We start from the raw sequence: 15,154 nt of genomic DNA, 5'->3' as shown, positions 1-15,154 counted from the left end.
GGTTTACTCGCGGCGCCCAATCGCTATAATGGCCGCCCTCCTGGCCGGTATAGCTCAGCTGGTAGAGCAACTGACTTGTAATCAGTAGGTCCCGGGTTCGATTCCTGGTGCCGGCACCATATAAAAGAAGGCCTCGCAGCGATGCGAGGCCTTTTTGTTTGCAGGACCACACCGCCTGGCTAGAAGCAAAGCGGCGTTCCAACCCACTTCAATCCATCCTGTTGTCAGCACTGCGCTCCACGAGCCAATCGGCGCAACGACGTTGCATTTCTGTCCGGTGGACTTGCATCAGCCCGCCACTGCCAACAAGCTATGCGCCATTCGAAATCTTCAGGACATGGAATATGCGCATCCTGGTCACCGGTGGAGCCGGCTTCATTGGCTCAGCTCTCATTCGCCACTTACTGACCGAGACCCAGCACGAGGTACTGAACCTCGACAAACTCACCTACGCCGGCAACCTCGAATCCCTGACTTCGGTCTCGGATAATCCGCGCTACCAGTTCCTCCAGGCAGACATTGCTGATAACCAGGCGATCGGCGAAGCGCTTGCTCGCTTCCAGCCCGATGCCGTGATGCACCTGGCCGCCGAATCTCACGTCGACCGCTCCATCGACGGGCCGGCGGCTTTCATCCAGACCAACATCGTCGGAACCTACAGCCTGCTGGAGAGCGTACGCGCCTATTGGCTTGGTCTGGACGCAGAACGTAAAGCGGCCTTCCGCTTCCATCACATTTCCACCGACGAGGTGTATGGCGACCTGCACGGTGTGGACGACCTGTTCACCGAAACCACGCCCTATGCACCCAGCTCGCCCTACTCGGCCAGCAAGGCCGCGTCCGACCATCTGGTTCGCGCCTGGCACCGCACCTACGGGCTGCCGGTACTGCTGACCAATTGCTCGAACAACTACGGCCCCTATCATTTCCCCGAGAAGCTGATCCCGTTGATGATCCTCAACGCCCTTGAGGGTAAGCCGCTGCCGGTTTACGGCAATGGCCAGCAGATCCGTGACTGGCTGTTCGTCGAGGACCACGCTCGAGCCCTGCTCGAAGTCGTCTCCCGCGGCGAAGTGGGCGAGACCTACAACATCGGCGGACACAACGAGCAGAAGAACCTCGATGTGGTCCGTGCCATCTGTGCCCTGCTGGAAGAGTTGGCGCCGCAGAAGCCGGCGGGAATCACCCACTTCGAAGAGCTGATCACCTACGTCAAGGACCGCCCCGGTCACGACGTGCGTTACGCCATCGACGCCAGCAAGATCGAGCGTGAGCTTGGCTGGACGCCCCAGGAAACCTTCGAGACCGGTCTGCGCAAAACCGTCCGTTGGTACCTCGACAATATGGAGTGGAGCCGTCGTGTCCAGGATGGCAGTTACCAACGCGAACGACTGGGAGCATCCGCATGAAAGGGATAGTCCTCGCCGGAGGCTCGGGCACTCGCCTGCACCCTATTACCCTGGGCGTTTCCAAGCAGCTGCTGCCGATCTACGACAAGCCGATGATCTACTACCCGCTCTCGGTACTGATGCTTGCCGGTATCCGCGAGATTCTGATCATTTCCACGCCCCAGGACTTACCCCAATACCGCAATCTGCTGGGCGACGGCAGCCAGTTCGGCGTGCAATTCAGTTATGCCGAACAACCCTCTCCGGATGGCCTGGCCCAGGCCTTCCTGATCGGCGAAGAATTCATCGGCAGGGATTCGGTCTGCCTGATCCTGGGCGACAACATCTTCCACGGCCAGCACTTCACCGAGAAGCTCAAGCGTGCAGCCCAGTCCTCCAACGGAGCCACGGTCTTCGGTTATTGGGTAAAGGATCCTGAACGCTTTGGCGTTGTGGAGTTCGATGAGTACGGTCATGCGGTCTCGATCGAAGAGAAACCCGCCAAGCCGAAATCGAGTTATGCCGTCACCGGCCTGTATTTCTACGACAACGACGTGATCCGCGTCGCCAAGGCGGTGAAGCCCTCCCTGCGCGGCGAGCTCGAAATCACGGACGTAAACAACGCCTACTTGCGTCGGGGTGATTTGCGCGTGGAGCGCTTTGGCCGTGGCTTTGCCTGGTTGGATACCGGAACCCACGACAGCCTCCTGGAAGCCTCCCAGTACGTCCAGACCATCGAGCACCGCCAAGGTTTGAAGGTTGCATGCCTGGAAGAGATCGCCTACCAGAACCGCTGGATCGACAAGGCGCAATTGCTGGTCCGTGCCAAGGCGTTCGGCAAGACCGGCTACGGCCAGTACCTGTTCGATATCGCGGGAGAGAAAGCGTGAGAGCGATTCCAACCGCCATCCCTGAAGTCCTCATCCTCGAACCCAAAGTCTTCGGCGACGAGCGCGGCTTCTTCTATGAAAGCTTCAACGCCCGCACCTTCGCCGAAGCGACCGGTGTAGAGCGCGACTTCGTGCAGGACAACCATTCGCGTTCCCAGCGCGGCGTCCTTCGCGGCCTCCACTATCAGCTGCAACAGGCCCAAGGGAAGCTGGTGCGAGTGGTCGATGGCGAAGTGTTCGACGTCACGGTAGACATCCGCCGTAGCTCCCCGACCTTCGGTCGCTGGGTCGGCGTGCATCTCTCCGCGGAGAACAAGCGTCAACTCTGGGTTCCGGAAGGCTTCGCCCACGGCTTCGTGGTCCTGAGCGAGTACGCCGAATTCCTCTACAAGACCACGGACTACTACGCTCCCGAACACGAGCGTTGCATCCGCTGGGATGACCCGGACCTGGCGATCGACTGGCCGCTCGCCGAAGCGCCACAGCTGTCCGCCAAGGACAAGGCTGGAGTCAACTTCAAGGACGCGGACCTGTTCGAATGAAGATCCTCATTACAGGCAACAACGGCCAGGTGGCTCAGGAGCTCCAGCTCGCCCTGGCCGGCAAGGCAGAAGTCATTGCCCTTGGGCGCGAGCAGCTCGACCTGGCCAATCCCGAGCGAGTTCGCCAGTACGTGCGTGCCCAGGCGCCCGACCTGCTGATCAATGCTGCGGCCTATACCGCGGTTGACCAGGCCGAGAACGATTCGGAAGCGGCCTTTGCCATAAATGCAACGGCCCCCGGCGTGCTTGCTGTAGAGGCAGCCGCTCTAGGCATTCCGCTGATTCATTACTCCACCGACTACGTCTATGACGGCGACAAGGACGGCCTGTATACCGAGGACGACGCGACCCATCCACTGGGTGTCTATGGCAGCAGCAAACTGGCCGGCGAACAGGCAATCCAGGCGGTCGGCGGCCAGCACCTGATCCTGCGCACCAGCTGGGTTTACTCCCTGCACGGACGCAACTTCCTGCTCACCATGCAGCGCCTGCTGCAAGAGCGCGAAGAGCTGCGCGTGGTGGACGACCAGGTTGGCGCGCCGACTTGGGCAGGCAGCATTGCCCAGGCAACCGTTCAACTGATCGAGCAGTGGCAGGCGGGCAACCAGCACTGGGGCGTCTACCACCTGACCAATCAGGGCGAGACCTCCTGGTTCGGTTTTGCCAGCGCCATCGCCGAGCAGTTGAAGGCCGCCGGCAAGCCCTGCGCACGCCTGGTGGCTATCCCCTCCAGCGAGTACCCAACGCCGGCGAAGCGCCCGCTAAATTCGCGACTCGACGGCAGCAAGCTGCAGCGGGACTGGCAGGTAGCCCTGCCAGACTGGCGCGTCGCCCTGGCGGAATGCCTCCGCCGAAGCTGACGCCAACGTAGGAGCGAGCTTGCTCGCGAATCTTCGCAGCAAGCGCGCTCCCACTCTTCTCCGCGCGGGACTTTCCTGGCAACAGCCCGCTGCCGCGGTGCCATAATGCGCCTCATCGACCGGCGCACAGTGACCGCATGACAGCCATCCCCACTCCCCACCGCCCACGTTGGCGCAGCCTGGTGCTGCTGGCGCTGCTGTTGGCGCCACTGTTGTGGCCGCTGCAGCACTTCAGCGAGCGCTACTACAGCGAGTCCCTGGCTGAGCAGAATCGCCAGACCCTGGACCTCTACGTCGCCAACCTGCTGGGCACTCTGCACCGTTACGAGGTACTGCCGCCCATCCTGGCCGACCTGCCGCCGCTGCGCGATCTGCTGGCGGCACCGGACAGCGCGGCCCTGCAGGCTGAAGCCAATCGCGTGCTGGCCGAGGTCCGTCAGGACACGGGCGCCGACGTGATCTACCTGATGAGCCCCGCAGGCCTCACCCTGAGCTCCTCCAACTGGGATCAGTCCGACAGCTTCGTCGGCCGCAACTTCACCTTCCGCCCCTACTTCCGCGAAGCCTTGTCCGGCAAGCAGGGTCGCTTCTTCGGCCTGGGAACCACCTCGCGCAAGCGCGGCTACTTCTTCGCCAGTCCGGTGCGCGATGGGGCACGGATCATCGGCATCCTGGTGGTGAAGGTGGACCTGGACGATGCCGAGACGCTGTGGGGCAATACCCCGGAGCAGCTCATGGTGACTGACGCCAACGGCGTGGTGATCATCTCCTCACGCAGCGACTGGCGCTTCCACGCCACGCGATCGCTGGACAATGCCGAGCGCGCTGCCATTGCCGCCAACCAACCCTATCCGACGCAATCACCGCCGCCGCTCAAGCTCGATGACAGCGCCTGGATGACCCAGAGCCGAGAGCTGCAGGAAACCGGCCTGACCGCCAGCATCCTCGCCCCGCGCCAACTGGTGGATCGCCAGGTGACGACCACGGTCGCCATCGGCGGCGCCACCCTGCTGACCCTGCTGTTGCTGCTCGGCCTGATGATGCAACGCCGCCGCCACTACCTCGACCGTATCGCCCTCGACGCCCGCGCCCGCCACGAACTGGAGATGCGCGTGCAGGAACGCACCCAGGACCTCGAAGCCTTGAACAGCCGGCTGAAGGACGAAGTGCTGGAACGTGAACAGGCCCAGCAAGAGCTGGTGCGCGCCCAGGACGAGCTGGTGCAGGCCAGCAAGCTCTCCGCGCTCGGCACCATGTCGGCGAGCATCAGCCACGAGCTGAACCAGCCCCTGGCGGCCATCCGCAGCTACGCCGACAACGCCGGCGTCCTGCTGGACCACGAGCGCTTCGACGACGCCCGCGGCAATCTGCGCCAGATCAGCGAGCTGACTGGCCGGATGGCCTCGATCATCGCCCACCTGCGCGCCTTCGCCCGTCGCGACCGGCACGCGCCGGAGAGCGTCGCGCTGCAACCCGCCCTGGACGACGCCTTGGCCCTGCTGGCCAAACGCCGCCGCGCCATGGACGTGGAACTGATCCGCGACCTGCCTGACGCACCGCTCTGGGTCCAGGCTGGCGAAACCCGCCTGCGCCAGGTGCTCGGCAACCTGCTCGCCAATGCCCTCGACGCCTTGAAGGAAAAGCCCCAGCCACGGCGCATCTGGCTCAGCGCCGAAACCACGGCGGAGGGGGTCAACCTGTACTTGCGCGACAACGGCCCCGGATTCTCCGAAGACGCCTTGCGCCATGCTCGCGAGCCTTTCTTCACGACCAAGACCAGCGCTCAGGGCCTTGGCCTGGGCCTGGCCATCTGCGATAGCCTGATGCGCGCCCTCGGCGGCGAGTTGCTGCTCGCCAACCACCCCGACGGCGGCGCCTTGCTGACCCTACGCCTGCGCAACGCCGCTCCGGGCGTCATCCCACAGCCCCCCGAGGACCTCTCTGCATGACCAACGCCCTAGACGCCCGCACCCAGGTGTTGCTGATCGATGACGACCCGCACCTGCGCCAGGCCCTTAGCCAGACCCTAGACCTGGCCGGCCTCAAGGTGCAGGCCCTGGGCGACGCCCAAGGTGTGGCGGAGAAGATCGAAAAAGACTGGCCCGGCGTGGTGGTCACCGATATCCGCATGCCCGGCATCGATGGCCTGGAGTTGCTGCGCCAGCTGCGCGAGCGCGACCCTGACCTGCCGGTCCTGCTGATCACCGGCCACGGCGACGTGCCGCTGGCGGTGCAGGCCATGCGTGCCGGCGCCTACGACTTCCTGGAAAAGCCCTTCCCCAGCGATCAGTTGTTGGACAGCGTGCGCCGCGCGCTGGATCTGCGCCGCCTGGTGCTGGAGAACCGTAGCCTGCGCCTGGCCCTGTCCGATCGCCAACAGCTCAGCGGCCGCCTGGTCGGGCAATCACCGGCAATGCAACGCCTGCGTGAACAGATCGGCGCCCTGGCCGCCACCAACGCGGACGTGCTCATCCTCGGCGAAACCGGCGCCGGCAAGGAGGTCGTGGCGCGCGCCCTGCACGACCTGTCGGCACGCCGTGATGGCCCCTTTGTCGCCATCAACGCCGGCGCCCTGGCCGAGTCAGTGGTGGAGAGCGAGCTGTTCGGCCACGAGCAGGGGGCGTTCACCGGTGCGCAGAAACGCCGCATTGGGAAGTTCGAGTTCGCCAATGGCGGCACCGTATTCCTCGACGAAATCGAGAGCATGAGCCTGGACGTCCAGGTCAAACTGCTGCGCATGCTGCAGGAACGCGTGGTGGAGCGCCTGGGCGCCAACCAGCTGATCCCCCTGGATATCCGCGTGATCGCCGCCACCAAGGAAGACCTGCGCCAGGCCGCCGACCAGGGCCGCTTCCGCGCCGACCTTTATTACCGCCTGAACGTCGCAAGCCTGCGCATTCCGCCACTGCGCGAACGCGGTGAGGACGCCTTGACGTTGTTCCAGCACTTCGCCGACGCAGCGCGTGGCCGTCATGGGATGGCCCTGCGCAGCCTCGACAGCAGCCAGCGTGCACTGCTCCTGACCCACGCCTGGCCGGGCAACGTGCGCGAGCTGCAGAACGCCGCGGAACGCTTTGCCCTCGGCCTGGACCTGGCCCTGGACAACACGCCGATGGACCTGCCGAAAGTGGAAGGTGGCCTCAGCGAACAGGTGGAAGCCTTCGAGCGCGCACTGATCGCCGCCGAGCTGACCCGCCCCCACGGCTCGCTGCGCAGCGTGGCCGAAGCCCTTGGCCTGCCGCGCAAGACCCTCTCCGACAAGCTGCGCAAGCACAACCTCAGCTTCAGTGGCGGAAATCCCGCCGATGAGCAGGATTGATCGGCAATAATCCGCTCAGCCGGTACATCCGAGCTGGCGCGAAAGCCCGAAACAGAGCGGTTTCGCCGCAATGGCACAAGGCTTGCGCTTCGAGAAACAATCCCTGCCTGGTGCAGGGGCAGGAGGCTGGGCTCGCAAGTGTCTGACCTCTCTCCGACCTGGCCACAAGCCAGCCACGGGGTCCTCTCATGATCGCCGTCGGGTACTGACCCGCGGCAACACCTGGCTACCCGCCGGGTGTCCGAACGAGCCCGGCCCTGCGCCGGGCTTTTTCATGCGCGCAAGACGCGGGGCGATGAGCCGGAGCAAAACACCCGAACGGGCGGTCGCTGATACTCAGCCGCAGTCTACGGCCGGTCGCGCACCGACTTCCCGGCATTTTGCCCATGCACTTCTAAGTTCACGAACTGACGCGTTTCGCGTCTCTCAAGTTCGTAATTCAACGCCATTTCATAATCCTGACCTCGCCTAACAGACGCTCGATCGATGGCAATGTGCCCGCACCTGGAAGTAATTTCTCTTGCCGAAATTTCACGGCTTTCCTAATTAAAAAATCACCACTTATAGCGAAATAGACGGGTTGAACTCACCATTTTCCTACAAGAAAAATGGTGCTTTCCCGTAGAAATCAATGCCATGCAAGTTGCAACTTGAAGGGCCCTAAAAACCGACTAGTTTGTATTAGGCGCCGCCTGGGATGGCCTGCCAAACCCTCTAGATTGCTAGTCCTGAGCCGCAATCCGCAGTAATCACCTTCCCTCCACGACAGTAAGGAAATTGTCAGAATGACACATTAGCCAGCTATTGATCTGGATCAGAACGCAGTCAAAAGACTGCGCGCTCAATGAGCACAGTTCCTACTCAGGATGGAGGTGCAAAATGTCAGAATCGTCCGACAAACTTAAACTAGGCGCCTTAGTGGCCCTTGTTGTCGGCTCAATGGTGGGCGGGGGTATTTTCTCCTTGCCGCAGAATATGGCAGCCAGTGCCGATGTCGGCGCCATCCTCATCGGCTGGGGCATTACTGCGGTGGGCATGCTCACCCTGGCATTCGTCTTCCAGACCCTGGCCAACCGCAAACCAGACCTCGACGGCGGGGTGTACGCCTACGCCAAGGCGGGCTTCGGCGACTACATGGGTTTCTCCTCGGCCTGGGGCTACTGGATCAGTGCCTGGCTGGGCAACGTCGGTTACTTCGTGCTGTTGTTCAGTACCCTCGGGTACTTCTTCCCGATCTTCGGCGAGGGCAACACGCTGGCGGCCATCATCGGCGCCTCCATCGTCCTCTGGGCCGTGCATTTCCTGGTGCTGCGCGGGATCAAAGAAGCGGCCTTCATCAACCTGGTGACCACCATCGCCAAGGTGGTGCCGCTGTTCCTGTTCATCCTCATCTGCCTGTTCGCCTTCAAGCTGGACATCTTCACCGCTGACATCTGGGGTTCGAAGAACATCGAGCTGGGCAGCGTGATGAACCAGGTGCGCAACATGATGCTGGTCACCGTCTGGGTGTTCATCGGCATCGAGGGCGCGAGCATCTTCTCCGCTCGCGCCGAGAAGCGCAGCGATGTGGGCAAAGCCACCGTGCTGGGCTTCATCATCGTGCTGTTGCTGCTGGTACTGGTGAACGTGCTGTCCCTCGGCATCATGACCCAGCCTGAACTGGCCAAGCTGCAGAACCCCTCGATGGCGGCTGTGCTCAAGCACGTGGTCGGCGACTGGGGCGCGGTGCTGATCAGCGTCGGCCTGGTCATCTCCCTGGTCGGCGCCCTGCTTTCCTGGGTGCTGCTCTGCGCCGAGATCCTCTTCGCCGCAGCCAAGGACCACACCATGCCGGCCTTCATCCGCAAGGAGAACGCCAACCAGGTCCCGGCCAACGCCCTGTGGCTGACCAACGCGATGGTGCAGATTTTCCTGATCATCACGCTGTTCAGCGCCAGCACCTACCTGTCGCTGATCTACCTGGCCACCTCCATGATCCTGGTGCCCTACCTCTGGTCCGCCGCCTACGCGTTTCTGCTTCCCCTGCGTGGCGAAGGCTACGAACAGGACGCCTCGGACCGGAACAAAGACCTGATCATCGCGGCCATCGCGCTGATTTACGCCGTCTGGCTGCTGTACGCCGGTGGTGTGAAGTACCTGCTGCTCTCCGCCCTGCTTTACGCACCAGGCGTGATTCTGTTCGCCAAGGCCAAACGGGAAGTTGGCCAACCGGTATTCACCAATGTCGAGAAGCTGATCTTCGCCGCCGTGGTAATCGGCGCGCTCGTGGCCGCCTACGGGCTCTACGACGGCTTCCTGACCCTGTAACCCGTAAGGAGACCCTGCCATGTCCAAAGTCAAACTCGGCGTTCATTCGGAAGCCGGCAAACTGCATAAGGTAATGGTCTGCTCGCCGGGGCTCGCACATATGCGCCTGACCCCCAACAACTGCGACGAGCTGCTGTTCGATGACGTGATCTGGGTTAACCAGGCCAAGCGCGACCACTTCGACTTCGTCACCAAGATGCGTGAGCGCGGCATCGACGTTCTGGAAATGCACAACCTGCTCACCGACATCGTGCAGAACAAGGAAGCTCTGAAGTGGATCCTCGATCGCAAGATCACCGCTGACCAGGTGGGTGTCGGCCTCACCAACGAAGTGCGCTCCTGGATCGAAGGCCTGGAGCCGCGCAAGATCGCAGAATTCCTCATCGGCGGTGTCGCCGGCTCCGACCTGCCGGAAAGCGAAGGCGTCAGCGCCATCAAGATGTACCGCGACTACCTGGGCCATTCCAGCTTCATCCTGCCGCCGCTGCCCAACACCCAGTTCACCCGCGACACCACCTGCTGGATCTACGGCGGCGTGACCCTCAACCCAATGTACTGGCCGGCCCGTCGCCAGGAGACCCTGCTGACCACGGCCATCTACAAGTTCCACCCGACCTTCACCGAGGCCGAGTTCGAAGTCTGGTACGGCGATCCTGACAAGGACCATGGCATGTCCACCCTGGAAGGTGGCGACGTAATGCCCATCGGCAACGGCGTAGTGCTGGTCGGGATGGGCGAGCGGACCTCGCGCCAGGCCATCGGCCAGTTGGCTCAATCGCTGTTCGCCAAAGGCGCCGCGCAGAAAGTCGTCGTCGCCGGCCTGCCCAAATCCCGCGCCGCCATGCACCTGGACACCGTCTTCACCTTCTGCGACCGCGACCTGGTCACGGTCTTCCCGGAAGTGGTCAAGGAAATCGTGCCCTTCGTCCTGCGCCCGGATGAAAGCCGCCCCTACGGCATCGACATCCGCCGCGAAGACAAGGACTTCATCTCGGTGGTGGCCGAATCCCTCAACCTCAAGAAACTGCGCGTGGTGCAGACTGGCGGCGACGCCTTCGAGGCCGAGCGCGAGCAGTGGGACGACGGCAACAACGTGGTCTGCCTGGAGCCCGGCGTGGTGGTCGGCTATGACCGCAACACCTACACCAACACCCTGCTGCGCAAGGCCGGTGTCGAGGTGGTCACCATCAGCGCCAGCGAACTCGGCCGCGGCCGTGGCGGTGGTCACTGCATGACCTGCCCGATCCTGCGCGACCCGATCGACTACTGAGTTGATATTCCACGGCGGCTCTCAATCTGGAGCCGCCCGCCCTGCCAGCCACGAGCTGTTCTGACGGGGCCAGGTTTCAAGCTGCCCACAAGGAGAAAGAACCATGGCTTTCAACATGCACAACCGTAACCTGCTCAGCCTGATGCACCACAGCACTCGCGAGCTGCGTTATCTGCTGGACCTGTCCCGCGACCTGAAACGTGCCAAGTACACCGGTACCGAGCAACAGCACCTCAAAGGCAACAACATCGCGCTGATTTTCGAGAAGACCTCCACCCGTACCCGCTGCGCCTTTGAAGTGGCCGCCTATGACCAGGGTGCCAACGTCACCTACATCGACCCGAACTCTTCGCAGATCGGCCACAAAGAGAGCATGAAGGACACCGCCCGCGTGCTAGGCCGCATGTACGACGCCATTGAATACCGCGGTTTCAAACAGGAGATCGTCGAAGAACTGGCCACCTACGCGGGCGTGCCGGTGTTCAACGGCCTGACCGACGAATACCACCCAACCCAGATGCTCGCCGACGTACTGACCATGCGCGAGCACAGCGACAAGCCCTTGCACGAAATCTCCTATGCCTACCTGGGCGACGCCCGCAACAACATGGGCAACTCCCTGCTGCTGATCGGCGCCAAGCTCGGCATGGATGTACGCATCGCCGCGCCGAAGGAACTGTGGCCGACCGACGAGCACGTCGCCGCCTGCAAGAAGTTCGCTGAAGAAAGCGGCGCCCGCATCACCATCACCGAAGACCCGAAAGCAGCGGTCAAGGGCGTGGACTTCATCCACACCGACGTCTGGGTGTCCATGGGCGAGCCGGTGGAAGCCTGGGGCGAACGCATCCAGGAGTTGCTGCCCTACCAGGTCAACATGGACATGATGAAAGCGGCCGGCAATCCGCGCGTGAAGTTCATGCACTGCCTGCCGGCGTTCCACAACAGCGAAACCAAGGTCGGCAAGGAAATCGCTGCCAAGTACCCGAACCTGAAGAACGGCATTGAAGTCACCGAAGACGTCTTCGAGTCCCCGTACAACATCGCCTTCGAGCAGGCGGAAAACCGCATGCACACCATCAAGGCGATCCTCGTTTCGACCCTCGCCGACATGTAAGTCCCGATACGCCCCGGACCGCGACGCGCTCGCCGGTCCGGGACGCATTTTCACCCTCAGGAGGAAATCACTATGCGTATCGTCGTCGCATTGGGCGGTAACGCCCTGCTGCGTCGTGGCGAGCCCATGACTGCCGACAACCAGCGCGCCAACGTGAAGATTGCCGCCGAGCAGATCGCCAAGGTCGCGCCCGGCAACGAACTGGTGATCGCCCACGGCAACGGCCCCCAAGTCGGCCTGCTGGCCTTGCAGGGCGCGTCGTATGACAAGGTCACGCCCTACCCGCTGGACGTTCTCGGTGCCGAGACCGAAGGCATGATCGGCTACATGATCGAACAGGAAATGGGCAACCTGCTGCCATTCGAAGTGCCATTCGCCACCCTCCTCACCCAGGTCGAAGTCGACGCCAAGGACCCGGCCTTCCAGAACCCGACCAAGCCGATCGGCCCGGTCTACTCCAAGGAAGAGGCCGAGGCCCTGGCCAAGGAGAAGGGTTGGAGTATCGCGCCCGACGGCGACAAGTTCCGCCGCGTGGTCGCCAGCCCGCGTCCCAAGCGCATCTTCGAGATTCGCCCGATCAAGTGGCTGCTGGAGAAAGGCACCATCGTCATCTGCGCCGGTGGTGGCGGCATCCCGACCATGTATGACGAATCCGGCAAGAAGCTCTCCGGCGTCGAAGCGGTGATCGATAAAGACCTCTGCTCCTCGTTGCTGGCCGAGGAACTGGACGCCGACGTCCTGATCATCGCCACCGACGTCGATGCCGCCTATATCGACTGGGGCAAGCCGACCCAGAAAGCCATCGCCCAGGCCCACCCCGACGAACTGGAACGCCTCGGCTTCGCCGCTGGCTCCATGGGACCGAAGGTCCAGGCAGCGATGGAATTCGCTCGCAACACCGGCAAGGACGCGGTGATTGGCTCCCTGGAAAATATCGTCGCGATCACCCAAGGCAAGTCCGGTACCCGCGTCAGCACCAGCAAGGCCGGTATCGAGTACCGCTGATCCGCTGGCATGGCTTTGGCCATGCCCTTGTAGGGGCGATTTCAATCGCCAGGCAGGCCGCAGGCCTGCAAGCCGAATATACCGGGGTAGCTGCGCTGCCCTTGGCGAATGAATTCGCCCCTACAGGTTTTTCCACCCCCTCCGCATAGCTCTCAATCTCCCGCCGAATGACCATCGGCGTGACTTGATAGTCACACCCCGCGTCAGGTAGACATCCCATTCATTCGAGCTGCCACCTGGCTCATGCCACCTGGCCCGTGATGCTTGAAGCCGCAAATTGCCGCCACCTGAGCGCGGCGCCCCGCGGCCAAGCCTGCCGGCCGGCATGAGATGGTCTTTTTGAGGAGTTTCCGAGAGATGTCCCGACTTCCAGTGATTGTGGGTTTTGGCGGCTACAACGCGGCCGGACGAAGCTCGTTTCACCACGGTTTCCGTCGCATCGTGATCGAGACGCTGGACGCTCAGGCCCGCCAGGAGACCCTGGCTGGCCTCGCCGTGATGATGAAGCTGGTTTCCGTGACTGACGGCCAGTACGTTGATGCCGACGGCCAGGTCCTGACCCTGGCCGAGATCGAGACCCGCTACACCGCCGAGATCCTCGACTCCACCCTGGTACGCCGCATCGGCAAGCAGCACCTGGACGTGGACGCCGCCCACTGGCACAAGAGCCTCACGGCCCAAGTCGGTGACAACCAGGCCCTCAGCTTCACCACATCGCGCAAGCAACTGCCCGAACCGCTGCCCACCAATTGGCACGTGGAAGCCCTGGATAACGGTGAAGTCCGGGTGACCCTCCAGGGCACCTGCGACTTCAAGGTGGACAGCTACCGCGAATTGCCGGTGAAGTCCGCCGGCCAACTGCCCACCGGCTTCGAGCCGGGCGAGCTGTACAACTCGCGCTTCCACCCACGCGGGCTGCAGATGTCGGTAGTTGCCGCTACCGATGCCATCCGCTCCATCGGCCTGGCGTGGAAGAGCATCGTCGACCGCGTGCAGCCGGACGAGATCGCCGTGTTCTCCGGCAGCATCATGAGCCAGCTGGACGAGAACGGCTTCGGAGGCCTGATGCAATCGCGCCTCAAGGGCAGCCGCGTCAGCGCCAAGCAGCTGCCGCTGGGCCTGAACACCATGCCCGCCGACTTCATCAATGCCTACGTGTTGGGCAGTGTCGGTACCACTGGCAGCGTCACCGGCGCCTGCGCCACCTTCCTCTACAACCTGCAGAAGGGCATCGAGCTCATCACCTCCGGCCGCTCCCGCGTGGTCCTGGTGGGCAACGCCGAGGCACCGATCAACCAGGAATGCATCGACGGTTACGGCGCCATGGGCGCTCTGGCTACCGAAGAGGGCCTGCGCCAGGTGGGCGGCCGCGAAGACGTGGACTTCCGCCGCGCCAGCCGCCCGTTCGGCGAGAACTGCGGCTTCACCCTGGCCGAATCCAGCCAGTACGTGGTGCTGATGGATGACGAACTGGCGCTGGAACTGGGCGCCGACATCCACGGCGCAGTGACCGATGTCTTCATCAACGCCGACGGCTTCAAGAAGTCCATCTCCGCCCCCGGCCCAGGCAACTACCTGACCCTGGCCAAGGCCGTGGCCGCCGCCACCCAACTGATTGGCCCGGACGGTGTGCGCGAACGCAGCTTCGTCCACGCCCACGGCTCCAGCACCCCGGCCAACCGCGTGACCGAATCCGAGCTGCTGGACCGCGTTGCCGGCGCTTTTGGCATCGATGAATGGCCGGTCGCCGCCGTGAAGGCCTACCTCGGCCACTCCCTGGCCACCGCCAGCGGCGACCAGGTGATCGCCGCCCTGGGCACGTTCAAGTACGGCATCCTCCCGGGCATCAAGACCATCGACCGGGTGGCCGACGACGTGCACCGCCAGCACCTGTCCATCGAAACCCGTGACCGTGTCCTGGGCGATCGTCAGCTGGACGTCTGCTTCATCAACTCCAAGGGCTTCGGCGGAAACAACGCCACCGGTGTGGTCATCTCCCCGCGCCTGGCCGAGAAGATGCTGAAGAAACGCTACGGCGAAACCGCCTTTGCCGCCTACGTGGCCAAACGCGAGCAGACCCGCGCCAACGCCGAGGAATACGACCGCCGCGCTCGCCTGGGCGAGTTCGACATCATCTACAACTTCGGCAACGACCTGATCGACGAGCAGCAAATCGAACTAAGTCCTGAGGGCATCCAGGTGCCCGGCTTCGCCCAGACGCTGCGCTACCGGAAGGACGAGCGCTTCGCGGATATGCTCGACTGATCCAAAGGCAGGCCCCCGGCCTGCTTGGCGAATGAATTCGCTATGTCTGCGTTAGCTGTTGCGAGAGGCCAAGAGCCTTGTAGGAGCTGGCTTGCCAGCGAAACGGGGCCATTCGCTGGCAAGCCAGCTCCTATACAACACGTAGCCAATGAATTCGCCAAGGACCGCGCAGCGGTCCCCCAAAAAGACTGAGC

At 63.0% G+C, this 15,154-nt stretch carries 11 protein-coding genes and 1 tRNA gene; all 12 read left to right on the top strand.

Features of this window, described 5'->3' with window-relative positions:
- Positions 1–43 precede the first annotated feature (43 nt).
- Positions 44–119: transfer RNA gene (locus AAHM40_RS03340), tRNA-Thr, on the top strand.
- Between the two features lie 225 nt (positions 120–344).
- A complete protein-coding gene (gene rfbB, locus AAHM40_RS03335) occupies positions 345–1,409 on the top strand; it encodes a dTDP-glucose 4,6-dehydratase (protein ID WP_342243399.1) in 1,065 nt (354 codons plus the stop codon).
- Positions 1,406–2,278, top strand: coding sequence for a glucose-1-phosphate thymidylyltransferase RfbA (gene rfbA / locus AAHM40_RS03330; RefSeq protein ID WP_342243398.1), 873 nt, complete (start codon positions 1,406–1,408; stop codon positions 2,276–2,278). Before rfbB ends, rfbA begins: the two co-directional genes overlap by 4 nt.
- Positions 2,275–2,820, top strand: coding sequence for a dTDP-4-dehydrorhamnose 3,5-epimerase (gene rfbC, locus AAHM40_RS03325; RefSeq protein WP_342243397.1), 546 nt, complete (start codon positions 2,275–2,277; stop codon positions 2,818–2,820). Before rfbA ends, rfbC begins: the two co-directional genes overlap by 4 nt.
- Positions 2,817–3,680: a dTDP-4-dehydrorhamnose reductase gene (rfbD, locus tag AAHM40_RS03320; RefSeq protein WP_342243396.1), complete on the top strand. Its 864-nt coding sequence runs from the start codon at positions 2,817–2,819 to the stop codon at positions 3,678–3,680. The genes rfbC and rfbD overlap by 4 nt, the downstream gene beginning before the upstream one ends.
- A gap of 137 nt (positions 3,681–3,817) precedes the next feature.
- Entirely contained in the window at positions 3,818–5,629 is a 1,812-nt protein-coding gene (locus AAHM40_RS03315) for a sensor histidine kinase (RefSeq protein WP_342243395.1), read from the top strand.
- Complete coding sequence (locus AAHM40_RS03310; RefSeq protein ID WP_342243394.1) at positions 5,626–6,999, top strand: sigma-54-dependent transcriptional regulator; 1,374 nt, start codon at positions 5,626–5,628, stop codon at positions 6,997–6,999. Before AAHM40_RS03315 ends, AAHM40_RS03310 begins: the two co-directional genes overlap by 4 nt.
- Before the next feature lie 879 nt (positions 7,000–7,878).
- Positions 7,879–9,306 (top strand): arginine-ornithine antiporter, encoded by a 1,428-nt coding sequence (gene arcD / locus AAHM40_RS03305; RefSeq protein WP_342243393.1) that lies wholly within the window; start codon positions 7,879–7,881, stop codon positions 9,304–9,306.
- 19 nt (positions 9,307–9,325) lie between these two features.
- A complete protein-coding gene (gene arcA / locus AAHM40_RS03300; protein ID WP_028626767.1) occupies positions 9,326–10,576 on the top strand; it encodes an arginine deiminase in 1,251 nt (416 codons plus the stop codon).
- A gap of 103 nt (positions 10,577–10,679) precedes the next feature.
- The gene (locus AAHM40_RS03295; protein ID WP_342243392.1) at positions 10,680–11,690 is read left to right on the top strand and encodes an ornithine carbamoyltransferase; all 1,011 of its coding nucleotides are present in this window, start codon (positions 10,680–10,682) and stop codon (positions 11,688–11,690) included.
- 72 nt (positions 11,691–11,762) lie between these two features.
- Positions 11,763–12,695: a carbamate kinase gene (gene arcC / locus AAHM40_RS03290; protein WP_342243391.1), complete on the top strand. Its 933-nt coding sequence runs from the start codon at positions 11,763–11,765 to the stop codon at positions 12,693–12,695.
- 357 nt (positions 12,696–13,052) lie between these two features.
- The gene (locus tag AAHM40_RS03285) at positions 13,053–14,960 is read left to right on the top strand and encodes a beta-ketoacyl synthase (protein WP_342243390.1); all 1,908 of its coding nucleotides are present in this window, start codon (positions 13,053–13,055) and stop codon (positions 14,958–14,960) included.
- Positions 14,961–15,154 lie beyond the last annotated feature (194 nt).

The sequence above is a fragment of the Pseudomonas sp. OTU5201 genome (assembly GCF_038440135.1).
GTDB classification, from domain to species: domain Bacteria; phylum Pseudomonadota; class Gammaproteobacteria; order Pseudomonadales; family Pseudomonadaceae; genus Metapseudomonas; species Metapseudomonas resinovorans.
This window is presented reverse-complemented; position numbering and strand designations above follow the sequence as displayed.

Bases quoted from the DNA above. Each gene is read 5' to 3' on its own strand.
- rfbD (WP_342243396.1), top strand. From the start codon at position 2,817: ATGAAGATCCTCATTACAGGCAACAACGGCCAGGTGGCTCAGGAGCTC.
- AAHM40_RS03295 (WP_342243392.1), top strand. From the start codon at position 10,680: ATGGCTTTCAACATGCACAACCGTAACCTGCTCAGCCTGATGCACCAC.
- arcD (WP_342243393.1), top strand. From the start codon at position 7,879: ATGTCAGAATCGTCCGACAAACTTAAACTAGGCGCCTTAGTGGCCCTT.
- AAHM40_RS03315 (WP_342243395.1), top strand. From the start codon at position 3,818: ATGACAGCCATCCCCACTCCCCACCGCCCACGTTGGCGCAGCCTGGTG.
- AAHM40_RS03310 (WP_342243394.1), top strand. From the start codon at position 5,626: ATGACCAACGCCCTAGACGCCCGCACCCAGGTGTTGCTGATCGATGAC.
- arcC (WP_342243391.1), top strand. From the start codon at position 11,763: ATGCGTATCGTCGTCGCATTGGGCGGTAACGCCCTGCTGCGTCGTGGC.
- rfbA (WP_342243398.1), top strand. From the start codon at position 1,406: ATGAAAGGGATAGTCCTCGCCGGAGGCTCGGGCACTCGCCTGCACCCT.
- arcA (WP_028626767.1), top strand. From the start codon at position 9,326: ATGTCCAAAGTCAAACTCGGCGTTCATTCGGAAGCCGGCAAACTGCAT.
- rfbB (WP_342243399.1), top strand. From the start codon at position 345: ATGCGCATCCTGGTCACCGGTGGAGCCGGCTTCATTGGCTCAGCTCTC.
- AAHM40_RS03285 (WP_342243390.1), top strand. From the start codon at position 13,053: ATGTCCCGACTTCCAGTGATTGTGGGTTTTGGCGGCTACAACGCGGCC.